At 62.6% G+C, this 22,044-nt stretch carries 22 protein-coding genes; 21 read left to right on the top strand and 1 reads right to left on the bottom strand.

What is annotated here, in order from left to right:
* The 9 genes from ruvX (at position 1) to nusB (ending at position 7,681) form a co-directional block, all read left to right on the top strand.
* Complete coding sequence (gene ruvX / locus J2Y41_RS15350) at positions 1 to 591, top strand: Holliday junction resolvase RuvX (protein ID WP_309929751.1); 591 nt, start codon at positions 1 to 3, stop codon at positions 589 to 591.
* A complete protein-coding gene (gene mltG, locus J2Y41_RS15345) occupies positions 588 to 2,291 on the top strand; it encodes an endolytic transglycosylase MltG (RefSeq protein WP_309929749.1) in 1,704 nt (567 codons plus the stop codon). The genes ruvX and mltG overlap by 4 nt, the downstream gene beginning before the upstream one ends.
* The gene (locus J2Y41_RS15340; RefSeq protein ID WP_309929910.1) at positions 2,288 to 3,142 is read left to right on the top strand and encodes a shikimate dehydrogenase; all 855 of its coding nucleotides are present in this window, start codon (positions 2,288 to 2,290) and stop codon (positions 3,140 to 3,142) included. The genes mltG and J2Y41_RS15340 overlap by 4 nt, the downstream gene beginning before the upstream one ends.
* 26 nt (positions 3,143 to 3,168) lie before the next feature.
* Positions 3,169 to 4,368, top strand: coding sequence for a chorismate synthase (gene aroC / locus J2Y41_RS15335; RefSeq protein WP_224090548.1), 1,200 nt, complete (start codon positions 3,169 to 3,171; stop codon positions 4,366 to 4,368).
* Complete coding sequence (locus J2Y41_RS15330) at positions 4,368 to 4,934, top strand: shikimate kinase (RefSeq protein WP_224090547.1); 567 nt, start codon at positions 4,368 to 4,370, stop codon at positions 4,932 to 4,934. The genes aroC and J2Y41_RS15330 overlap by 1 nt, the downstream gene beginning before the upstream one ends.
* Positions 4,931 to 6,022 carry a 3-dehydroquinate synthase gene (gene aroB / locus J2Y41_RS15325; protein ID WP_224164474.1) on the top strand — a complete coding sequence of 364 codons (1,092 nt, stop codon included), beginning with the start codon at positions 4,931 to 4,933 and terminating at the stop codon, positions 6,020 to 6,022. The genes J2Y41_RS15330 and aroB overlap by 4 nt, the downstream gene beginning before the upstream one ends.
* Positions 6,019 to 6,540 (top strand): tetratricopeptide repeat protein, encoded by a 522-nt coding sequence (locus J2Y41_RS15320; RefSeq protein WP_224090545.1) that lies wholly within the window; start codon positions 6,019 to 6,021, stop codon positions 6,538 to 6,540. Before aroB ends, J2Y41_RS15320 begins: the two co-directional genes overlap by 4 nt.
* Before the next feature lie 167 nt (positions 6,541 to 6,707).
* Positions 6,708 to 7,271 carry an elongation factor P gene (efp, locus tag J2Y41_RS15315; RefSeq protein WP_011774957.1) on the top strand — a complete coding sequence of 188 codons (564 nt, stop codon included), beginning with the start codon at positions 6,708 to 6,710 and terminating at the stop codon, positions 7,269 to 7,271.
* Positions 7,271 to 7,681: a transcription antitermination factor NusB gene (gene nusB / locus J2Y41_RS15310; protein WP_216925562.1), complete on the top strand. Its 411-nt coding sequence runs from the start codon at positions 7,271 to 7,273 to the stop codon at positions 7,679 to 7,681. Before efp ends, nusB begins: the two co-directional genes overlap by 1 nt.
* A 93-nt stretch (positions 7,682 to 7,774) precedes the next feature.
* On the opposite strand, the gene J2Y41_RS15305 is transcribed toward nusB, so the two are convergent.
* Positions 7,775 to 9,028: a PrsW family intramembrane metalloprotease gene (locus J2Y41_RS15305; protein ID WP_309929743.1), complete on the bottom strand. Its 1,254-nt coding sequence runs from the start codon at positions 9,026 to 9,028 to the stop codon at positions 7,775 to 7,777.
* A 155-nt stretch (positions 9,029 to 9,183) separates the two neighbouring features.
* Between J2Y41_RS15305 and pyrR the strand changes: the two genes are divergently transcribed.
* From pyrR to metK, 12 genes are all read left to right on the top strand, one after another.
* A complete protein-coding gene (pyrR, locus tag J2Y41_RS15300) occupies positions 9,184 to 9,768 on the top strand; it encodes a bifunctional pyr operon transcriptional regulator/uracil phosphoribosyltransferase PyrR (protein WP_224164472.1) in 585 nt (194 codons plus the stop codon).
* The gene (locus J2Y41_RS15295; RefSeq protein ID WP_309929741.1) at positions 9,765 to 10,793 is read left to right on the top strand and encodes an aspartate carbamoyltransferase catalytic subunit; all 1,029 of its coding nucleotides are present in this window, start codon (positions 9,765 to 9,767) and stop codon (positions 10,791 to 10,793) included. The genes pyrR and J2Y41_RS15295 overlap by 4 nt, the downstream gene beginning before the upstream one ends.
* On the top strand, positions 10,793 to 12,148 hold the full coding sequence (locus tag J2Y41_RS15290; RefSeq protein WP_309929739.1) for a dihydroorotase: 1,356 nt from the start codon (positions 10,793 to 10,795) through the stop codon (positions 12,146 to 12,148). Before J2Y41_RS15295 ends, J2Y41_RS15290 begins: the two co-directional genes overlap by 1 nt.
* Entirely contained in the window at positions 12,148 to 12,669 is a 522-nt protein-coding gene (locus tag J2Y41_RS15285) for a hypothetical protein (protein WP_309929737.1), read from the top strand. The genes J2Y41_RS15290 and J2Y41_RS15285 overlap by 1 nt, the downstream gene beginning before the upstream one ends.
* Positions 12,650 to 13,897, top strand: coding sequence for a glutamine-hydrolyzing carbamoyl-phosphate synthase small subunit (gene carA / locus J2Y41_RS15280; RefSeq protein ID WP_309929735.1), 1,248 nt, complete (start codon positions 12,650 to 12,652; stop codon positions 13,895 to 13,897). The genes J2Y41_RS15285 and carA overlap by 20 nt, the downstream gene beginning before the upstream one ends.
* Positions 13,897 to 17,205, top strand: coding sequence for a carbamoyl-phosphate synthase large subunit (carB, locus tag J2Y41_RS15275; RefSeq protein WP_224164467.1), 3,309 nt, complete (start codon positions 13,897 to 13,899; stop codon positions 17,203 to 17,205). The genes carA and carB overlap by 1 nt, the downstream gene beginning before the upstream one ends.
* Complete coding sequence (gene pyrF, locus J2Y41_RS15270) at positions 17,198 to 18,082, top strand: orotidine-5'-phosphate decarboxylase (RefSeq protein WP_309929732.1); 885 nt, start codon at positions 17,198 to 17,200, stop codon at positions 18,080 to 18,082. Before carB ends, pyrF begins: the two co-directional genes overlap by 8 nt.
* A 99-nt stretch (positions 18,083 to 18,181) precedes the next feature.
* Positions 18,182 to 18,508 carry an integration host factor, actinobacterial type gene (gene mihF / locus J2Y41_RS15265; RefSeq protein WP_224164465.1) on the top strand — a complete coding sequence of 109 codons (327 nt, stop codon included), beginning with the start codon at positions 18,182 to 18,184 and terminating at the stop codon, positions 18,506 to 18,508.
* A 21-nt stretch (positions 18,509 to 18,529) separates the two neighbouring features.
* The gene (gmk, locus tag J2Y41_RS15260; RefSeq protein WP_224090532.1) at positions 18,530 to 19,102 is read left to right on the top strand and encodes a guanylate kinase; all 573 of its coding nucleotides are present in this window, start codon (positions 18,530 to 18,532) and stop codon (positions 19,100 to 19,102) included.
* Positions 19,103 to 19,141: 39 nt separating this feature from the next.
* Positions 19,142 to 19,402, top strand: coding sequence for a DNA-directed RNA polymerase subunit omega (gene rpoZ / locus J2Y41_RS15255; protein WP_017197559.1), 261 nt, complete (start codon positions 19,142 to 19,144; stop codon positions 19,400 to 19,402).
* A 27-nt stretch (positions 19,403 to 19,429) separates the two neighbouring features.
* Positions 19,430 to 20,689, top strand: coding sequence for a bifunctional phosphopantothenoylcysteine decarboxylase/phosphopantothenate--cysteine ligase CoaBC (coaBC, locus tag J2Y41_RS15250; RefSeq protein ID WP_309929729.1), 1,260 nt, complete (start codon positions 19,430 to 19,432; stop codon positions 20,687 to 20,689).
* Between the two features lie 89 nt (positions 20,690 to 20,778).
* The gene (gene metK, locus J2Y41_RS15245) at positions 20,779 to 22,008 is read left to right on the top strand and encodes a methionine adenosyltransferase (protein WP_224090531.1); all 1,230 of its coding nucleotides are present in this window, start codon (positions 20,779 to 20,781) and stop codon (positions 22,006 to 22,008) included.
* The last annotated feature ends 36 nt before the right edge of the window (positions 22,009 to 22,044 follow it).

The following is a 22,044-nucleotide window of genomic DNA, read 5'->3' as shown; positions in this document are numbered from 1 at the left end:
GTGAATTCCAGTACGAACAGCGGCGTCTACCCCCAAGGCATCAAGCTGGGGGTAGACGTCGGCACCGTCAGGGTTGGGCTGGCCATTTGCGACCCCGACGAAATCCTGGCCACGCCTTTCAAGACAGTGGGCCGCGACGCCAAAAAGAACTCCGATGTTCGCGTGGTGGTTAAACAGGCTATGGAAATGCGGGCCGTGCAGATTTTCGTGGGCCTTCCCATGACCATGAAGGGCGAGGAACGAAGCTCCGCGCAGATGGCAACGGAGTACGCCGAACTGCTTGCGGGCGAGCTCGCCCGAACCGGTTTGGACGTTCCCGTGAACCTCGTGGATGAGCGTCTTTCCACTGTTACGGCGCACCGCAACCTGCACGAAGCTGGCATGAGCAGCAAGAACCACCGTAAAGTGGTTGATCAGGTTGCCGCTGCTGGAATACTTCAGCACGCGATCGACATGCAAAAAGCCAGAGGAACGGACGTTGGCCGCCGCGTAAATGCACCGGGGCCGTCCGATACATCCAGCAGTGCCCCAACGCTGCAGGCTTCCTCCGGCCCTGAACCAGATTCTTCTACGAGGGGACTGCAACTGTGAGCCCGGTCAACAACGACCCCTCCAGCGGAACCGCCGGCGGCGGCATGCCGCTGACCCGCAAGGAACTGCGGGCGCGGGAACGATTCCTCGCCACCCAGAACCAGAACGTCGTACCCGTTCCCGAAGCGACGCCGGGGGAAGCAGCGCCTTCGGCTGATGTCGAGCCTGAACTGCCCCGCCCGATCCCCGCGGTTCCCAAGCCAACTGCTGTGCCTGAAGCCCCTGCGCCTGAACCGGTTGCGCCTGAACCTGCCGCGCCCCAACCGGCTGCGTCTGAAACCCCGGCCCCGGAACCTGTGCGGGCTGCTTCTCCGGAGGTCCCGCCAATTCCGGAGGCGTTGCCGACGGTTGCTCCTGCCGAACATGTGGAGCCCGTGCTTTCGGAAGAGGAGCACCATGACGATGCCCTTCCGGTCCCGGCTGTTGCACATGTCTATGCCGGTCATGCCAATGAGGCCCACGACACCTACGGCGTCCACGAAGGCTCGGTCCACGTGGATGATCATGCGTTTGAAGAGCATGCGCCCCAGTACGATTACGAAGCCCACGAAGGGCACATGGAGCTTCACGACGAGCTTCATGACGAGCACCACCACCTCATCGCTCCGGTAGAAGTTACGGCGGCGTCCAAGGCCGCGGCCAAGAAGGCGCGGCGTCGCCGTCGGGTCCTTGCCTTGCTGATCACGCTGGGAGTCTTTGTTGCCGCCATCGCGATCGGGGCACAATTCCTCAAGCCCCTCCTTGGCATGGACAAAGTCACCGATTACCCCGGTCCCGGGACGGGCTCCGTCAGCATTACGGTCCCGGAAGGGGCCGGCCCCAAGGCTGTGGCAACCGCGCTGGTGGAAAACCACGTCGTGGCGGACGCCGATTCCTTCGTCAAGGAGTTCGTGACCGAGGGCGGCGAGCTCTCGCCGGGGGAATTCACCTTCCGTACCGAGATGAAAAACTCCGACGCCGTTGCCGTCCTCGTCAACAAAGACGCTTCCAAGGTGATCTACTTCGCCTTGAGTGCAGGTCTGAGGATCAACGAGTCGCTGGAGGCTATCTCCAAGGGCTCCGGCATCCCCATGGCACAGCTCAACAGCTTCAACCAGGCGCCCGGACAGTTCGGGGTGCCTGCGAAGGCCAAGAACCTGGAGGGCTTCCTCGCTCCCGGAGAGTATCGCTTCCCGCTGGGAACATCGGGTAAGGACATCATCCAGAAGTTGGTCTCCAGCACCCTTGATGAGCTCAAGGCCCAAGGAATTACGGATCCGGCCAAGCAGTACGACACCGTAACCATCGCCAGCATCGTCCAGGCGGAGGGCGGCCAGGCCGACTATGGGAACGTCGCTGGTGCGATCTACAACAGGCTCAAACCGAACAACACCGAGACCAACGGCCTTATCCAGTCCGACGCCACGGTGACTTATGGCCTGGGCAAGAAGTCCTTCCACCTCACGGACGAAGAGAAGGCCGATAAGTCCAACACCTACAACACGTACGCCAACCCAGGGCTGCCCGCCGGTCCGATCGGTTCTCCGGGCAAGACGGCGATCGACGCCGCAGCAAAGCCGACGCAGAACGATTACCTGTACTGGGTCACCATCAACCTGGACACCAAGGAGACCAAGTTCTCCAAGACGCTGGCCGAACACAGCAGGTACGTTGAGCAATACAACGCATGGTGCCAGGCCAACGCCGGACGGTGCGTGTGAGTCGTCGCGCCGCTGTCCTCGGGCACCCGATCTCACATTCGAAGTCCCCGGCGATGCACACTGCCGCCTATGCCAAGCTCGGCGTGGACATCGAATACTCGGCAATCGACCTGACGGTCGATAGGCTTCCGGCCTTCATGGATTCCCTTCGCGGGGACCAATCATGGTGCGGGCTGTCGGTAACCATGCCCTTGAAGTCGGCCATGGTCAGGGAAGTTGACGAGGTCCGGGGCGCTGGCGCCCAGTTGGGCGTTATCAACACTGTGGCCTTTGAGTACGACGGCGGTTCGGCTCGCCGCGTCGGTTACAACACCGATGTCGCGGGCATCGTGGAAGCAGTACGCTACGCGGGAATCTCTTCGGCACCGCATGCTGCTGTCCTCGGCGGCGGAGGAACCTCCGCGGCTGCCATTGCTGCCGTGCACGAGCTCGGGGCCGGGCACGTGGACGTTTTCGTCCGGGATGCCACGCGCGCCGTCGACGCCCAGGCCGCTGCGGCCGCCGTCGGAATTTCCCTGCGGCTCCGCCCCCTCAGTGAGGCGGCCACTGCCGTGGCTGGGTCCGGGCTGGTCATCTCCACCTTTCCACCGCGCGCGGCCGATGCGCTTGCGGAGGAGCTCGCTGCCCTGCCAGGAACAGGGGCAGGGGTTTTGTTGGACGTCGCTTATGACCCGTGGCCCAGCCGCCTCGCCGAGGTTTGGCACGGCCACGGGGGAGCGGTGGTTCCCGGGCTTGAAATGCTGATGTACCAAGCGGCGGAGCAGATCCGGCAGTTCAGTGGCTGTGACGTTGACGCCTCCGTCATAGATGTGATGTGCGACTCAGTTGGGCTTCCCCGGCGAGTGTTCTAGAGGCCTTACATGGCAGGATTGGTTATATGTTGCGTTGGTTGACTGCCGGTGAATCCCATGGTCCGGCTCTGATCGGAATTGTTGAAGGCGTGCCCGCCGGTGTTGAACTCACCAGCGGGCAAATCCGTGATGCTTTGGCGCGTCGTCGCCTGGGCTATGGACGTGGCGCCCGCATGAAGTTTGAGCAGGATGAAGTCACGATCCTCGGTGGCGTGCGCCACGGCATCACCCAGGGTGGTCCGGTCGCCATTCAGGTGGGCAACACCGAATGGCCAAAGTGGGAGCAGATTATGTCTGCTGATCCGGTGGACCCTGAAGTCCTTGCCGACCAAGCCCGCAACGCACCTCTGACGCGCCCGCGTCCGGGGCACGCCGATTTCACCGGGATGCAGAAGTACGGCTTTGATGAAGCCCGTCCGGTCCTTGAGCGCGCAAGTGCGCGTGAAACCGCCACCCGTGTTGCTCTTGGTACCGTTGCCGCCCAGTTCCTTAAGCAACTGGGCGTGGAATTGGTAAGCCACACCGTTTCCATCGCCAGCGTCACCGTACCCGAGGGCAAGGCGTTGCCCCTGCCTAAGGACGTCATCGCCCTTGATGCAGATCCGCTGCGCTGCTTCGACCGCGAAACATCCGATGCAATGGTCGCCGAGGTGGATGCCGCCCACAAGGAAGGGGAAACCCTTGGCGGCGTGGTTGAGGTCCTTGCCTACGGGCTTCCCCCTGGATTGGGCAGTTACGTCCATTGGGACCGCCGCCTTGATTCCCGCCTGGCCGCTGCGCTGATGGGTATCCAGGCCATCAAGGGCGTGGAGGTCGGCGACGGTTTCCTCACCGCTGCCCGCCGTGGTTCTGCAGCGCACGACGAAATCCTCAAGGATGAGAACGGCAGAATTATTCGTCAGACCAACCGTGCCGGCGGCATTGAGGGTGGAATGAGCATCGGCGAAGTTCTGCGCGTCCGCGCCGCCATGAAGCCTATTGCTACTGTTCCCCGCGCGTTGCGCACCATTGATGTCAGCACCGGGGAACCCGCCAAGGCGCACCACCAGCGTTCGGACGTTTGTGCAGTTCCGGCAGCGGGCGTTGTGGCCGAGGCCATGGTTGCCCTCGTCCTCGCAGAAGCCATTGCCGAGAAATTCGGAGGTGACTCTGTTGCCGAGACCACGCGTAACCTGCAGAGCTACCTGGACAACATTCCGGCAACCCTGGACTCGGTCGGCCGGTAGTGGGCCGCACTACCCAGGACGGCTGCGCTGGCCGTCCCGTTGTCCTGGTGGGTCCCATGGCAGTTGGCAAGTCTGCGATCGGCCAGCAACTGGCGCAGCAACTCGGCGTTCCCTTCGTGGACACCGACGCCGTGGTGGTCGCGGCGCACGGCAGCATCGCTGACATTTTCGCTGGTCGGGGAGAACACGCGTTCCGGGAAATCGAAGCCCGGGCAGTGGCGAAGGCCATCGAGGCCGCCAAGGAACAACCAGCGGTGATTTCGCTGGGTGGTGGAGCGGTCCTGGACTCGGGAACCCAGCAATTGCTGGGGGAGTGCACCGTGGTTTACCTGGAATGCGACGCCTCGACTGTTGCTGACCGGATCGCGCGAAACACCGGAAGGCCTTTGCTGCAGGGCGACGCAATGTCCCGTTGGGAAGCTTTGTTTGCCACCAGGCGTCCAGTGTATGAGCGCCTGGCAGACATTGTCCTGGACGTCCGTTCGGGATCCGTGGCTGAAATCGGCCTCCGGTTGGAGGAACGGCTGCGCCAGCATGCAGCCTTGAAAGAGGAAGTTGAAAAGTGAGCAACGAAGCAACTGTCATCAAGGTGACCGGCCAATCAACCACGGAGAACTACGACGTCATCGTGGGCCGTGGACTCCTGCAATCCCTTCCCGCCAAGCTTGGCGAGCGGGTTCGACGCGTGCTTGTCATTCACCCACGTGCCCTTCGCCTGACCGGGGACACCGTCCGCGATGAGCTCGAAGCTGCCGGCTTCACCGCGCTGACGGCCGAGATCCCGGATGCCGAAGAAGGCAAGCACATACAGGTTGCCGCTTTCTGCTGGCAGGTGCTGGGGCAGAACGACTTCACGCGCTCGGACGCCATTGTTGCCGTCGGTGGCGGGGCCGTGACCGACCTCGCCGGATTCGTTGCCGCTACCTGGCTTCGCGGAGTCAAAGTCATCCACATGCCCACCAGCTTGTTGGGCATGGTGGATGCCTCAGTTGGCGGCAAAACAGGTATCAACACTGCCGAAGGCAAGAACCTGGTGGGATCGTTCCATCCTCCGGCGGCTGTACTGGCGGATCTGGATACGCTCAAGACTTTGCCCAGGAATGAGCTGATTTCCGGAATGGCAGAGGTCATCAAGTGCGGCTTTATCGCCGATCCCGCGATCCTTGACCTCGTGGAAAAGAACACGGACGCCGTGATGGATCCGGAGTCGGATGTTGTCCGTGAACTCATCGAACGCGCCATTGCGGTCAAAGCCAACGTCGTCTCCCAGGACCTCAAGGAATCCGGGCTGCGCGAAATCCTGAACTACGGACACACCCTGGGCCATGCCATTGAACTCGTGGAACGGTACTCCTGGCGCCATGGTGCGGCCGTTTCGGTAGGCATGATGTTCGCTGCTGAACTGGCCCGAAGCGTTGGACGACTCTCCGACGCCGACGCCGACCGGCACCGCACCATCCTTGAGAGCCTTGGTTTGCCCATCACCTACCGCAAGGACCGTTGGCAAGGCCTGCTGGATGGCATGCGCCGGGATAAGAAGTCACGTGGCGACCTCCTGCGCTTTGTTGTCCTGGATGGCGTAGCCAAGCCCGGCATTCTGGACGTCCCCGATACGTCCCTGTTGTTTGCTGCCTACCAGGAGATTGCTTCATGATGACCACCCTCAGGGAAGGCGTCAGCGATTGGCCAACCGCAGGATTCCCGGGCGTCCGCACGAACCCGGACACCTTGCTGCCCGTTATCGTCAACGAAGACGCACTGGAATCTGCGCTGGCCGCTTCGGAAGATCCTGCCGACCGCATCATGGCGCTGCTGCTGGAAAACCAGCCAAAGGAAGCGGCGGAATTGCTCGCCGAAGCCCGCTACAAGGACCCGGAATCCTTCCGGTTGCGGATTTTTGAAGCTGAAGTCCACCGGGCCACCAACCGCCTGGACCGTGCCATCCAACTGTTCCGCCAACTGCTGCAGGAAGTCCAGGGCACATCCAAGGAAGCGATCGTCCACCAGTATTTGGGCAGGGCATATTTTGTGAGCGGAAATGCGCTGGCAGCGTCCGAAGAGTTCGCCAAGGCACTGGACCTGAGGGTTGCCAAGGCCGCCGATGCCGCGTTGATTTACTCCTCCGCGGTGGCACTCCAACGGGCCAGGGACGTGCTGGAACTCGCATCCTGATCCAGGCTGGAACCACCCGAAGCCAAGCCACTTCCCATTTGCCGGTAGAATGGTTCTTGGATTTTTGATAAATACGCGCTGGCACGCCTTTTGGCATGCTGGCTGGCATACCCGGCTGGAAGCTAGAAACCGTAGCTAGAACCAGTGAGAGAAACCAGAGGATACGAGTGGCAACCACAAACGACATCAAGAACGGAACCGTACTGAAGCTCGAGGGCCAGCTCTGGAACATCATTGAGTTCCAGCACGTCAAGCCGGGCAAGGGTGGCGCTTTCGTTCGCACCAAGATGCGCAACGTCATGTCCGGCAAGGTGGTTGACAAGACCTTCAACGCCGGCCTGAAGATCGAGACCGCTACGGTTGACCGCCGTGACTACCAGTACCTGTACCAGGATGGCGAAGACTTCGTCTTCATGGACACCCAGGACTACGACCAAATCACCGTTTCCGGTGCTACGGTCGGCGACGCCACAAACTTCATGCTCGAGAACCAGATGGTGAACATCGCCATCCACGAAGGCACGCCGCTGTACATCGAGCTGCCGCCGAGCGTCGTTCTCGAAATCACCTACACCGAGCCCGGCCTCCAGGGCGATCGCTCTTCGGCGGGCACCAAGCCGGCAACCGTGGAAACCGGCTACGAAATCCAGGTTCCGCTGTTTGTGGAGCAGGGCACCAAAGTCAAGGTTGACACCCGCGACGGCAGCTACCTGGGCCGGGTCAACGACTAGTGAGCGCACGCGGTAAAGCCCGTAGCAGGGCACTTGAAGTACTTTTCGAGGCGGAGCAGCGTTCCGTTTCGGCTTTTGACGCGCTCAAGGCGCGTCGGGAGAAAACGGATCTCGTCATTAACCCCTACACGATGGAAATCGTTGAGGGTGTCGTCTCCATGCAGCCGACTATCGACGAGTTCCTGCAGACCTATGCCCAGGGCTGGACGCTTGAGCGGATGCCTTCGGTAGACCGCATCATCCTCCGCATTGGTGCCTGGGAACTCCTCTACAACGACGAAGTCCCGGACGGAGTGGCAGTCAGCGAAGCTGTGGCCCTCGCCAAGACGATGTCCACGGACGAATCACCGGCCTTCATCAACGGCTTGCTTGGCCGGCTCCAGAAGCTCAAGCCGTCACTGCTCGCCTAGGCGTCGCTGCAGCTTGTTCAGAAAGAGGACCCGCGTCCACAGGAAACTGTGGGGCGGGTCCTCTTCTTTGAGCGGGTCAATTCTTAGAGCGGGTCAGGTCAGCACTGCCGCCCGGAGCGCCGGAATCCCGCGAAGATGCTCAAGTTCGTCCCGCTGATGAACGGGCACGTCACGGCCGCTGAGGATGCGTTGGCGCGTGAACGCCAAGGCCGTGGCGCCCTTGATGAACGCCCGCATCTGCGCGGCACGACCACGCGAGGCTGCCCAGCGAACCGCCTGCCGCCTTCCTTGGGAGGTCGCCAGCATTTCAACTTCGGCCGGGGTGAACCATCCGGCCCTGGCATATTCGAGAAGCCGCTGGCGCGTGAGTTTGCCTTCGGCAATGCGCAGGAAAATGATGCCCAGGGCCGCGACCAGGAAGATCGGCACCTGCACCACGAAGTAGTCCAGCAGGAAGTCCTGGCCCATGCTGTTCCACCGGTTATGCAGGAACATGGCCGGCAAGAGTCCGATGGCGAAGGCGAGTACTGCATAGCCGGAATGCCATCGACGGGCGGCGAATCCCATAATCAGGCCGGTTGTCCCCGTGAAAATGGCGTGGGCGAAGGGTGACATGACCCCGCGAAGGATGAAGATGCGGACAAGGTCCGTGCCGGGCTCCGATGAGGAGGCGATCTCACGGCCGAAGTAGAGGATGTTCTCGGTGAAGGCAAAGCCGGCCGCGATGGTAAAAGCAAAGACCACACCATCCACGGGACCATCGAAATACTTCCGGGCTCCAAGGATCAGAAGCAACAGGCCAAGCGATTTGGTGAATTCCTCCACGATGGGAGCCTGGACCGTGGCCATGAAATAAGTGAATGCTTCTTCGCTGGTGGTGGGAGCTGCCAAGGCGAAGAGGGGCTGGATCAACAATGTTCCGGCGATTGAGACTGCAGCTCCCCATGTGAAAGCGAACCAGAGCAGCCTGTTTGGTTCGGGCTCCCAACGGTCAATGAGCCGTACGGTCAGCAGTACCACCGACAACGGGACCAGGGAGGCGATGAACCCGATCACGAAGCCTGCAATTCCTGTATTGCCCAGAAGGAAGGGAACCACCAGGAGAAGGCTGCCGAAGACCAATATGGCGCCCGCCAGGAGCAGGGGGAGTGTACCCGGCGACCGGCGTGCCCGGGGTGCCGGTGGAGCCGGCCAGGCCTGCTGGGGAAGGCTGCCGGGGTTCCCGGGCGCTGGTTGGTAGTTTCCGGGCTGTACGTGTCCGATCCATGTGGGATTGGCTCCCGGTTCCAGATAGGGCCGCGGGTAGGGTTGATGCCCGCCGGGGTGCCCAGGATGGTCGCTGCTCATGGCTTAGAGCCTATTGCAACGGGCCGGATGTGAGCTTTAACTCACGCCTCGTTTGCGGCCCGGTGAGGCGGTCAGTTTTCGCTGTGGTAGTTTTGAAAGGCAAATATTCCTTTTTTAATTCCGTCCCGTGAGGCGGGGAAAGGGGAGACGAGCGAATGACTGAAGTCACTTCAGCGCAGGTTCCGTCGCGGGTTGTTCTCAACCAAGCGGACATTGATCGCGCGCTGACTCGTATCGCCCATGAGATCCTCGAAGCCAACAAGGGTTCCCAGGATCTGGTTCTGTTGGGCATTCCCAGCCGCGGTTATCCCTTGGCCGTGCGGCTCGCCAATAAGATCGCTGCGGCTGACCCCGGCGTCAACGCAGAAACGATCGTCGGGCAGCTGGACGTCACGATGTTCCGTGACGATCTTTCACACCAGCCCACCAGGCCGCCCCACCACACACGCCTGCCGCTGTCCGGTATCGACAACAAAGTTGTTGTCCTCATTGACGACGTCCTGTATTCCGGCCGCACCATCAGGGCAGCACTTGACGCCCTGGTGGACCTTGGCCGTCCCAGGATTGTCCGCCTGGCAGTCCTGGTGGACAGGGGCCATCGTGAGCTTCCCATCCGCGCGGACCATGTAGGCAAGAACCTGCCCACTTCTTCCGCAGAAAAGGTCCGCGTCCACCTCGAGGAAATCGACTCGGTGGACGGCGTTCCAGTCAATGAAGTAGTAATCGAGGCCGGCAAGTGAAGCACCTCCTCTCCACTGAGAACCTCAGCGCTGTGGACGCCATCCGCGTTCTGGACACCGCCGAAGAAATGTCGGCCGTGGGCGACCGCGAGGTCAAGAAGCTCCCTGCCCTCCGTGGCCGCACGGTAGTGAACCTCTTCTTCGAGGACTCCACCCGTACCCGGATCTCCTTCGAAGCCGCAGCAAAGCGGCTTTCAGCCGATGTCATCAACTTCGCGGCCAAGGGTTCCTCCGTGTCCAAGGGCGAGTCCCTCAAAGACACAGCCCAGACGCTGGCCGCCATGGGGGCGGATGCGGTGGTCATCCGTCATTGGGCTTCCGGCGCACCGCACCGGCTTGCTGCAACGGACTGGATCGACGCCGCAGTGATCAACGCAGGCGATGGCACCCACGAACACCCCACGCAGGCGCTGTTGGATGCGTTCACCATGCGCCGGCACTGGTCCCGGCTTAACGGGACCAAATCCACCGGGGCGGACCTTCGAGGCATGCGTGTCGCGATCGTCGGAGATGTCCTGCATTCCCGCGTGGCCCGGTCGAACGTCTGGTTGTTGCGCACCCTGGGTGCCGAGGTCACGTTGGTTGCGCCACCCACACTGCTGCCGATCGGCGTCGAGCACTGGCCCTGCAAGGTCAGCTACAACCTGGACGAAACGCTCGAAGCGGGCGTCGACGCGATGATGATGCTGCGCGTCCAGGGTGAGCGCATGCATGCCTCGTTCTTCCCCTCTACCCGTGAGTACTCACGGCGCTGGGGCTTCGACGATGCCCGGCTTCGGGCACTGGATGACCTTGGCATGAAAGACACCATCATCATGCACCCCGGCCCCATGAACCGTGGCCTGGAAATTTCCTCGGCCGCCGCCGATTCGCCCCGCTCAACAGTGCTTGCACAGGTGCGGAACGGTGTTTCAGTGCGCATGGCCGCCCTTTACCTGCTGCTCTCCGGGGATTCCCGCGAAGCAGCTGCCGCAACGGCAGCGACCACCCACGCTGTAAGCCAGTCCACCAAGGAGAGCAACTGATGGCCGAGAACACGTACCTGATCCGCGGGGCCGCCATTCTCGGCGGCGAAGCTGAAGACCTGCTGATCCGCGATGGCGTCATCGCAGCCAGGGGCAAGGATCTCCACGACGACGACGCCACAGTGATCGACGGCAAGGGCCTCATTGCCCTGCCTGGCATGGTGGACGTCCACACGCACCTGCGCGAACCCGGCCGCGAAGATGCTGAAACGGTCGAGACCGGCACTCGCGCCGCAGCCCTGGGTGGCTTCACGGCCGTCCACGCCATGGCCAACAGCAACCCCGTTGCTGACACGGCAGGCGTGGTCGAACAGGTCCACAGCCTCGGCCGCGCGTCGGGCTGGGTGGACGTACGACCCGTTGGCGCTGTCACGGTGGGCCTGGCCGGTGAACAACTTGCGGAACTGGGTGCCATGGCGGATTCCCGCGCCCAAGTGCGGATCTTCTCCGACGACGGCATCTGCGTGCACGACCCCGTGCTGATGCGACGTGCGCTGGAGTACGTCAAAGCGTTCGACGGCGTGGTGGCCCAGCACGCGCAGGAACCCCGCCTTACCGCCGGGGCACAGATGAACGAAGGCGCCGTCTCGGCGGTGCTGGGTCTTGCCGGTTGGCCTGCGGTGGCAGAGGAAAGCATCATCGCCCGCGACGTCCTGCTCGCGCAGCATGTGGGTTCCCGCCTCCACGTCTGCCACGTCTCCACCGCCGGATCCGTTGAAATCGTCCGCTGGGCCAAAGCCCGGGGGATCAACGTCACAGCCGAGGTCACGCCCCACCACCTGCTCCTCACTGACGAACTGGTCCGCAGCTACGACCCCGTGTATAAGGTTAACCCGCCGCTGCGTACGGATGCCGACGTCCAGGCGCTCCGCGAAGGCCTCGCCGACGGCACGATCGACGTTGTGGGCACGGACCACGCACCGCACCCCAGCGAGCACAAGGAATGCGAGTGGGCGCAGGCGGCCATGGGCATGACCGGCCTGGAAACGGCACTGTCGGTGGTTCAGGAAACCATGATCGAAACCGGACTCATGACGTGGGCAGACTTTGCCCGGGTCACCTCCTTCACCCCCGCAGTTATTGGCCGCGTAGCGGATCAGGGCCGGCCGTTGGAGGAAGGCGAGCCCGCCAACGTCATCCTGGTGGACCCGGCTGCGCGCTGGACGGTTGACCCCCATAAAATGGCCACCATGGGCCGCAATTCACCGTTCAAGGGCAAAGAGCTGCCCGGATCCGTGGTCGCAACCTTCTTCAAGGGCCACCCCACGGTTCTCAACGGCAAGCTCAACACTCCGTACAGGTACGCCGGAAACTACCCAACCCCGGATGCCGCCGGGGCAGTCAGCGGTAGCTGATGAACAACCAGACACTCACCGTGCTCATCACGGTGCCGCTGATCATCCTCGTCCTGGTGATGATCTGGCTGGGGTGGAGGAACCGGCTCAGGCGGCAAGCCGACGTCGAACGCCTCCCCGAGGTGCCGCAGCAACTGACACCGGCCACGGCGGTAGCGGAGGGCCAGTACGTTGCCACTACCACCGCAGGTGACTGGCTGGACCGGATCGCAGTGCAGGGCCTTGGCATCCGCACCAATGCGGAACTGAGCGTCCATGCTGAAGGCATCCTGTTCGACCGCCCAGGCGCCGCCCCGGTATTCATCCCACGCTCCGCAGTGGCTGACAGCCGCCAAGCCGCCGGCATGGCCGGGAAGTTCGTCGAAAAAGACGGACTCCTGGTTATCAGTTGGAAGCTGGGCGGCAAGGAACTGGATACCGGGTTCCGGACCAGGCATGCAGCCGACAAAGAGCTCCTCCTCGAAGCCATCCAAGAATTGATCTCCGCAGCCCCTCAGGCAGATGCCGATAGTGGAAAGTAATAAAGTGACGGACAGTAAAGCAGCCACCACACCCACCCCCTCAGCAGCAGTACTGGTGCTCGAAGACGGCCGCATGTTCCGCGGCCGTAGCTACGGCGCCCAGGGAACGGCCCTCGGTGAGGCCGTCTTCGCCACCGGAATGACCGGCTACCAGGAGACCATCACGGATCCCTCCTACGCCCGCCAGCTCGTGGTGCAGACTGCACCCCACATCGGCAACACGGGCGTCAACAGCGAAGACGCTGAGTCCCGCCGCATCTGGGTGGCCGGCTACATTGTGCGCGATGCCGCCCGCCGCCCCTCCAACTGGCGCTCGGAACGTTCTTTGGACTCCGAATTGGTAGAGCAAGGCATCGTGGGCATCCAGGGCGTCGATACGCGTGCCATCACCCGCCACCTCCGCGAGCACAAGACCATGCGCGCAGGCATCTTCTCGGGTGAGGCCGCACAGGCATCGGACAAGGAGCTCCTGAACGCCGTGCTGGCAAGCGCCCCCATGGAAGGCGCAGCGCTGGCTGAAGAGGTCTCCATTGACGAGGCTTACGTCGTGGAACCCAAGGACCACGGCTGGGAAGGCGAGCCCAGGTTCTCCATTGCCGCCGTCGACCTCGGCATCAAGGCCATGACCCCGGTCCGCTTCGCTGAACGCGGCGTGCGCGTGCATGTCCTTCCGGCGACGTCCACCCTGGAAGACGTCAACGCGGTCAACCCGGACGGCTTCTTCATGTCCAACGGACCCGGCGACCCCGCTACGGCAGACCACCAGGTTTCCTTGCTGCGCTCGGTGCTGGACGAGAAACTCCCGTACTTCGGCATCTGCTTCGGGAACCAGATCCTGGGACGCGCCCTGGGCTTTGGCACCTACAAGCTCCGGTACGGCCACCGCGGCATCAACCAGCCGGTGATGGACCGCCGTACCGGAAAGGTTGAAATCACCTCGCAGAACCACGGCTTCGCCGTCGACGCGCCGCTGAACGGGGCCACTGTGGCACCGGAAGAGCGCTTCGGCCGCGTTGAAGTCAGCCACGTCTCCTTGAATGACGACGTCGTTGAAGGCCTTGCCTGCCTGGACATCCCGGCGTTCTCGGTTCAGTACCACCCTGAGGCCGCGGCTGGCCCGCACGATGCTGCCTACCTGTTCGACCGCTTTATCGACCTCATGGCCGATACCAAGTCCAAGGCCACAGACGCCAACTCCACCGAATCCAAGACTGAGGACAAGAAGTAATGCCAAAGCGTACAGATCTCAAGAGCGTCCTTGTCATCGGTTCCGGCCCCATCGTCATCGGCCAGGCAGCCGAGTTCGACTACTCCGGGACCCAGGCTCTCCGCGTCCTCAAGGAGGAAGGCCTCCGGGTCATCCTCGTAAACTCCAACCCCGCCACGATCATGACGGACCCCGAGTTCGCCGACGCCACCTACGTCGAGCCCATCACGCCCGAGGTTGTTGAGAAGATCATCGCCAAGGAGCGTCCGGACGCCATCCTGCCCACCCTGGGTGGCCAGACGGCCCTGAATACTGCCATCGCGTTGGACAAGAACGGTGTGCTGGAGAAGTACAACGTGGAACTCATTGGCGCAAACATTGCTGCCATTGAGCTCGGGGAAGACCGCGAGAAGTTCAAGGGCGTTGTTGAGCGTTGTGGCGCGGAGTCCGCACGCAGCCACATCATCCACACCATGGAAGAGGCCTTCGCTGCTGCTGAGGACCTCGGCTATCCCATGGTGGTCCGGCCGTCCTTCACCATGGGTGGCTTGGGCTCAGGCCTGGCTTACAACGAGGACGACCTCCGCCGCATCGTCGGCCAGGGCCTCCAGTACAGCCCTACCACCGAGGTCCTGCTCGAAGAGAGCATTCTCGGTTGGAAGGAATACGAGCTTGAGATGATGCGCGACAAGAACGACAACGTCGTTGTTGTTTGCTCCATCGAAAACTTCGATCCCGTGGGCGTCCACACCGGTGACTCCATCACGGTTGCGCCGGCACTGACCCTCACGGACCGCGAGTACCAAAAGCTTCGGGACGTCTCCATCGCCGTTATCCGCGAAGTGGGCGTTGACACCGGTGGCTGCAACATCCAGTTCGCCATCGACCCCGCCACTGGCCGCGTAGTGGTTATCGAGATGAACCCGCGCGTATCCCGTTCCTCCGCGTTGGCTTCCAAGGCAACCGGCTTCGCCATTGCCAAGATCGCCACCAAGCTCTCCCTTGGTTACACCCTGGATGAGATCCCGAACGACATCACGCAGAAGACGCCGGCGTCGTTCGAACCGACCCTCGACTATGTAGTGGTCAAGGTTCCGCGTTTCGCTTTCGAGAAGTTCCCGGCAGCCGACAACACGCTGACCACCACCATGAAGTCTGTTGGCGAAGCCATGGCCATGGGCCGCAACTTCACCGAAGCCCTGCAGAAGGCCCTTCGCTCACTGGAGCAGAAGGGCTCGCAGCTGGACTTCAGCTCCGTGCCGGAGTACGAGGTTGCCGAGCTCATCGAGAAGGCCAAGCGTCCTACGACGGACCGCCTGCACCAGGTGCAGCGCGCCTTGCTGGGTGGCGCCACGGTGGAGGACCTCTTCGAAGCCACCAAGATCGATCCTTGGTTCCTGGACCAGCTGCAGCTCCTGAACGAGACCGCGCAGGAGATCCGCAAGGCCGGCGTCCTCACAGAGGAAATGCTGCGCAACGCCAAGCGCCACGGCTTCTCCGATGAGCAGATCGGTGCGTTGACGCACAACAATGAGGCAGTGGTCCGCGGCGTCCGCCAGGCCTTGGGTATTCGTCCGGTCTACAAGACGGTGGACACCTGTGCCGCTGAGTTTGCCGCTTACACCCCGTACCACTACTCGTCCTACGACGAAGAAGATGAAGTGGGCCTGCACGCCAAGCCCTCCGTCATCATCCTTGGCTCTGGGCCCAACCGCATTGGCCAGGGCATTGAGTTCGACTACTCCTGCGTCCACGCCTCCATGGCGCTGCGCAAGGCCGGCTACGAGACCGTAATGGTCAACTGCAACCCCGAGACTGTCTCCACGGACTACGACGTCTCCACGCGCCTTTACTTCGAGCCGCTGACCCTTGAGGACGTCCTCGAGGTCATCGCCGCTGAGGAGCGCACCGGTGGCGTCATGGGTGTCTTCGTCCAGCTCGGTGGCCAGACACCCCTGAAGCTCGCACAGCAGCTTGCCGACGCAGGCGTGCCCATCCTGGGCACCTCGCCTGAGGCAATTGACCTCGCAGAGCACCGTGGTGCGTTCGCCCGCGTCCTGGACGAGGCCGGCCTGACCTCCCCGAAGAACGGAACCGCCGTTTCCTTCGAGGATGCCAAGAAGATCGCCGACGAGATCGGCTATCCCGTGCTCGTCCGTCCGTCCTATGTCCTGGGCGGTCGCGGCATGGAAATCGTCTACGACGAAGCCAACCTTTCCCGGTACATCGCCAATGCCACGGAAATCACGCCGGATCACCCCGTACTGATTGACCGCTTCCTGGAAGACGCGGTCGAAATCGACGTCGACGCCCTCTTCGATGGCACCGACATGTACCTGGGCGGCATCATGGAGCACATCGAAGAGGCGGGTATCCACTCCGGTGACTCCGCTTGTGTCCTTCCTCCGATCACGCTCGGCAACAACGTGATCGAGCGCGTTCGCACCGCAACGCGGGCCATTGCCGAGGGTGTGGGCGTCCGGGGTCTCATCAACATCCAGTTCGCCCTGGCCTCGGACGTCCTGTACGTCCTTGAAGCCAACCCGCGTGCTTCGCGGACTGTGCCCTTCGTTTCCAAGGCAACCGGGGTGCAGATGGCCAAGGCTGCTGCCCTCATCGGTACTGGCGTCACCATCAACCAGCTGCGCAGTGCCTACAAGATGCTGCCGGAAACCGGTGACGGTTCCACGTTGCCCCTGGACGCACCGGTCGCTGTCAAGGAAGCTGTCCTGCCGTTCAGCCGCTTCCGTACGCCCGAGGGCAAGGTTGTCGACTCCCTGCTCGGCCCGGAAATGCGGTCCACGGGTGAAGTGATGGGCATCGACAAGCACTTCGATACCGCCTTCGCCAAGAGCCAGGCTGCCGCAAACAACGCGCTGCCCACCGAAGGCAAGATCTTCGTTTCCGTGGCCAACCGCGACAAGCGCTCGGTGATTATGGGCGTCAAGCGTCTCTCGGACCTCGGCTTCGAGATCGTCTCCACGGGTGGTACGGCTGACGTCCTGCGCCGCAACGGCATCCAGGCGACACCGGTCCGCAAGGTGGCCGAGGGCAGCAGCGCCGAGGGTGAAGGTACCATCGCAGACCTCGTCATTGCCGGCGAGATCGACATGGTCTTCAACACCCCGTCCGGCGGGGAAGCCCGCAGTGACGGCTACGAGCTCAGGGCAGCGGCTACATCCATCGGCATTCCGTGCATCACCACCGTGGCTGAGTTCAACGCGGCCGTACAGGCAATCGAGGCCCTGCGCACCTATGAATGGTCGGTCACCAGCCTTCAGGAGCACGCAGCCAACCTCAGCGAATCCCAGGCCGCCGTCAATGCCTGACATTGTTGGTGCCCACGAGGCCCAGGATGCACGGCAGCCGGTCCGGGAGTCATTCGGCTCCCGGCTGGCTGCCGCAATGGCCACCCGTGGCCCGCTGTGCGTTGGAATTGATCCCCATCCCCAGCTGCTGGCTGACTGGGGACTGAACGACGACGTCGCCGGGCTGGAGCGCTTTTCGCTCAGCGTTGTGGAGGCTGTGGCTTCCCTCGCTGCCGCGGTCAAGCCGCAAGTGGCGCTTTATGAGCGGCACGGCTCTGCGGGCATGGCTGTCCTGGAGCGGACGTTGGCCGCAGCTGCTGACGCGGATGTGCTGAGCATCGCCGATGCCAAGCGCGGTGATATCGGGTCCACCATGGCTGCCTACGCAGATGCCTGGCTGCGTGACGGCTCGGCCCTGGCTGCGGACTCAGTGACCCTGAGTCCCTACCTGGGCTTCGAATCCTTGCGCCCGGCGTTGGACCTTGCTGCGCAAAACGGCAGGGGAGTCTTTGTGCTCGCCTTGACATCCAATCCGGAGGGAAAGTCTGTCCAGCACGTGGGCGGAAGCAATTCCGTCGCCCGCGGTATCGTCACTGCGGCTGCAGCCGAGAACCAGCGGTACGCGGGTGTCCTGGGTTCAGTGGGACTTGTTGTAGGCGCCACCATAGGTACGGCACTTGAGGATCTGGACATCGACCTCGGCCCGGTCCGGGGAGCTATCCTGGCGCCCGGGTTGGGGGCGCAGGGTGCTACACCCGCGGATCTCCGCACGACCTTCGGCGCCGCCTATCCCACAGTGCTGGCTACGTCGAGCCGGGGCATACTTGCCGCCGGTCCAACGAGCGCTGCGTTGCGGGCGGCTACCCAGGAAACGCTGGACGGCCTGCGGGCGGAATGATTCGCTGGCGCCTCATTGCGCAACCCGCCGCCTGCCGGTAGGTTCAGGATCAGTTTCGCGTGACGTGAATCACAAATCCGATCTGACAGGGGTTTGGCCGTGGGTCTGAAAGAGCTGACACCGCAGGAGCGTTCCGATGCTTTGGATAAGGCTGCAAAGGCGCGCGCTGTGCGGGCCGCAGCCAAAGAACGGCTCAAACGTGGTGAAGTGAGCATTGCTGAGCTGATCTCTTCAGGCACTACGGATGAAGCCATTGCGCGGATGCGGGTGGTGGAGCTCCTGGAGGCCCTCCCAGGCATAGGACCTGTACGTGCGGCCGGGATCATGGCGGACATAGGCATCGCCGCATCCCGGCGCATCAGGGGGTTGGGCATTCACCAGGCCCGGGCGCTGGTAGATTTTATGGATACCCAGCAAAGCGTTTGACGCATCTCCCCGAAGGAATCCGTGAGCAAGAAACCTGGACTGACTGTCCTCGCAGGCCCAACTGCTGTTGGCAAGGGAACCGTATCCACCTACATCAGGGACAACTATCCAGAGGTTTGGCTTTCCGTCTCCGCCACCACCCGCGCCGCGCGTCCAGGGGAGAAGGACGGGGTTCACTACTTCTTCAAGTCCGCCGAAGAGTTTGACTCCCTCGTGGCTGATGGGGAACTCCTGGAGTGGGCCGTGGTGCACGGCCAGAACCGTTACGGCACGCTCCGGAGCACCGTGAATGCTGCCATTGCGGAGGGGAAATCGGTGCTGCTCGAGATTGACCTCCAAGGTGCACGGCAGGTAAAGGCTGCTGTACCGGATGCCAAGTTCGTCTTCCTGGCACCGCCCAGTTGGGAAGAAATGGTGCGGCGGCTTGTGGGCCGCGGCACTGAATCTGCCGAGGAACAGCAGCGCAGGCTGGAAACCGCTAAACTGGAACTTGCTGCTGAACCGGAGTTTGACCACACCGTCATTAATGACGACGTTCGCCGGGCAGCGGACGAGCTTGTTTCACTCATGGGGCTAACCCCGCACGAGCGCTAAGCGCTTGCACTTGTAGGCCCGCTAGAATTTGGAGATTTCGTGTCCACGAACCTTGAAGGCATCATCAACCCGCCGATCGATTCGCTGCTTGAGGCTGCCGATTCCAAGTACGGCCTTGTGATCTTCGGCGCCAAGCGTGCCCGTCAGATCAACGCCTACTACGCCCAGCTGCACGAGGGCCTCTTCGAGTACGTCGGTCCCTTGGTAGACACCAAGCTGAACGAGAAGTCATTGTCGATCGCCCTCCGCGAGATCAACGAAGGCCTCCTGGTTTCCACGCCGATCGAGCCCGCAGAATAAAACAGACTGCCTGTTGACGGAGGTCACGTGCGCATAGTCCTCGGAGTCGGGGGAGGGATCGCAGCCTACAAGGTTGCATCGCTCCTCCGGCTTTTTACTGAAGCCGGACACCAGGTGACGGTGATCCCAACCGAAGCAGCCACCCGTTTCGTCGGTGTTGCCACGTGGGAGGCACTCTCCGGAAACCCGGTGAGCAACAGCGTCTTTGACGACGTCGAGAAGGTCAACCATGTCCGTCTGGGCCACGAGGCTGACTTGATCGTCGTTGCACCGGCCACTGCGGACCTCCTGGCCAAGGCAGCCACAGGCCAGGCCGGTGACCTCCTGACCAATACGCTCCTCATGGCTCACGGGCCGGTGCTGTTCGCTCCTGCAATGCACACGGAAATGTGGCAGCATGCTGCAACCCAGGCCAATGTGGAAACCTTGCGGAGTCGAGGGGTAACAGTCCTGGAACCTGCCAGCGGCCGCCTGACCGGCGCCGATTCGGGCCCCGGTCGACTGCCCGAACCGGAAGCAATCTTCACGGCTGCCATGGCGCTGGCCGAGGCCGCCACGGAGGTGGATGCGCCCAAGGCCGTACCCGCGGCACACCCTTCCCTTGCTGGCCGAACAGTGACGATTTCGGCCGGTGGTACCAGGGAAGCGCTGGACCCGGTGCGTTTCCTGGGTAACCGGTCCTCGGGGAAGCAGGGTGCTGCCCTGGCCGCGGCTGCATTGGCTGCCGGTGCCACCGTTCGTTTCCTTGCCGCGCATATGGACGTCGAGCCGCCCGCCGGCGTCGAGCTCGTCCGCGTTGAGTCCGCCCTGGAACTGCGTGATGCAGCGCTGAAAGCGGCCGTGGATTCCGACGTCGTCATCATGGCTGCCGCTGTAGCGGATTTCCGGCCGGCTGAAGTTTCTGACACCAAGATCAAGAAGGTCGACGGCGAGGACGCGCCGTTGGTGCGCCTGGTTCGGAACCCGGACATCCTGCGTGAGCTGGTCGAACGGCGCAACGCTGAGGGTGGCCGCCAGCTGATCGTAGGTTTTGCCGCCGAAACGGGCGATGCCCAAGGTGATGTCCTGGAGCATGCCACCGCCAAACTCAAGCGCAAGGGCTGCGACCTCCTGGTGGTCAACCACGTCGGGGTAGGCCGTGTCTTCGGCCAGGACGATAACTCGGTGGTGATCCTCTCCGGGCACGGCGCCGAACCGCAGTCCGCGTCCGGATCCAAGTTTGATGTCGCCGCGGCCGTTGTGGATCGGGTGGGCGCCGAATTGGCCAGGGTTTTTCCGGCCAGGTAATGTCCACGGGCGGTAGCCCCCGCCCCGAAATTCTTAGCATAGGGACACACGGCAGATGCCGCCGCCCCGCAACACAGTAAGGTGGTCGAGTGACTTTACCGCTGCACCATGAACATCATGGCACCCCGTCCAAGCTCCGGCTCTTCACGTCCGAGTCGGTCACTGAAGGGCATCCGGACAAGATCTGCGACCAAATCAGTGACGCGATCCTGGATGGGCTGCTGGCTGCTGATCCTGAATCCCGGGTGGCTGTCGAGACCATGGCCACCACCGGCCTGGTCCATGTGGCCGGTGAAGTAACCACTGACGCGTACGTCGAGATTCCGCAGATTGTCCGTGAGACCATTCTCGGCATCGGCTACGACTCTTCGGCCAACGGTTTCGACGGGGCCCGCTGTGGCGTTTCAGTGTCGATCGGACAGCAGTCCAACGACATCGCCGGTGGCGTCTTCAACTCGCTTGAGGCGCGTGAAGGCCGCCAGGAGGACGATTACGATCTCCAAGGTGCGGGCGATCAGGGCATCATGTTCGGCTATGCGAGCGATGAAACTGCGTCCTACATGCCGACGCCCATCTGGCTTGCCCACCGTTTGTCCGAGCGCCTTACCGAGGTCCGCAAGAGCGGCGAACTCGCATACCTCCGTCCGGATGGCAAGACGCAGGTCACGGTTGGGTATGACGGCGATCGCCCGGTTTCGGTTGAAACGGTGGTTATTTCCAGTCAACACGCCGAAGACGCGAGCCTGGAGCAACTGCGCGCCGACCTCGCGAGCCATGTCATCGATCCCGTTCTGGCGGCATCCAACCTTGACATCTCCCATGTAGCCAACATCCTGAACCCTGCAGGTGCCTTCGTCATCGGTGGCCCGGTTGGCGATGCCGGACTGACCGGTCGGAAGATTATTGTCGATACCTATGGCGGATTCTCCCGGCACGGTGGAGGTGCCTTCTCCGGCAAGGACCCGTCCAAGGTAGACCGTTCGGCCGCCTACGCCATGCGCTGGGTTGCCAAGAACGTGGTAGCCGCAGGTCTGGCCAAGCGCGCGGAGATCCAGATTGCCTACGCCATTGGCCAAGCCCGTCCGGTCGGCACGTACGTAGAAACCTTCGGCACGGAAACTGTTGACCCCGCCCGCATCAGCGAGGCCATCAATGAACTTTTCGATCTCCGTCCCCGAGCCATCATCGACGCCTTGGACCTCAAGCGTCCCATTTACACCAAGACGGCGGCTCACGGACACTTCGGGCGCGACGAGCCCGACTTCACTTGGGAGCGCCTGGACCGCGTGGCGGACCTGAAGGAATTCTTCAACGCCTGATCTCCTCGATGTTCGGCCGGTGCCGGCCGTGGGTTT

It is taken from the genome of Arthrobacter sp. 1088 (genome assembly GCF_031455315.1).
Lineage (GTDB): Bacteria > Actinomycetota > Actinomycetes > Actinomycetales > Micrococcaceae > Arthrobacter.
The sequence above is the reverse complement of the archived record's forward strand: the minus strand, read 5'-3'. Positions and strand labels throughout refer to the sequence as shown.

Excerpts from the sequence above, each read along its gene's own strand:
- aroC (WP_224090548.1), top strand. The coding sequence starts at position 3,169 with ATGTTGCGTTGGTTGACTGCCGGTGAATCCCATGGTCCGGCTCTGATC.
- J2Y41_RS15320 (WP_224090545.1), top strand. The coding sequence starts at position 6,019 with ATGATGACCACCCTCAGGGAAGGCGTCAGCGATTGGCCAACCGCAGGA.
- J2Y41_RS15305 (WP_309929743.1), bottom strand. The coding sequence starts at position 9,028 with ATGAGCAGCGACCATCCTGGGCACCCCGGCGGGCATCAACCCTACCCG.
- pyrR (WP_224164472.1), top strand. The coding sequence starts at position 9,184 with ATGACTGAAGTCACTTCAGCGCAGGTTCCGTCGCGGGTTGTTCTCAAC.
- J2Y41_RS15290 (WP_309929739.1), top strand. The coding sequence starts at position 10,793 with ATGGCCGAGAACACGTACCTGATCCGCGGGGCCGCCATTCTCGGCGGC.
- J2Y41_RS15285 (WP_309929737.1), top strand. The coding sequence starts at position 12,148 with ATGAACAACCAGACACTCACCGTGCTCATCACGGTGCCGCTGATCATC.
- carA (WP_309929735.1), top strand. The coding sequence starts at position 12,650 with ATGCCGATAGTGGAAAGTAATAAAGTGACGGACAGTAAAGCAGCCACC.
- carB (WP_224164467.1), top strand. The coding sequence starts at position 13,897 with ATGCCAAAGCGTACAGATCTCAAGAGCGTCCTTGTCATCGGTTCCGGC.
- pyrF (WP_309929732.1), top strand. The coding sequence starts at position 17,198 with ATGCCTGACATTGTTGGTGCCCACGAGGCCCAGGATGCACGGCAGCCG.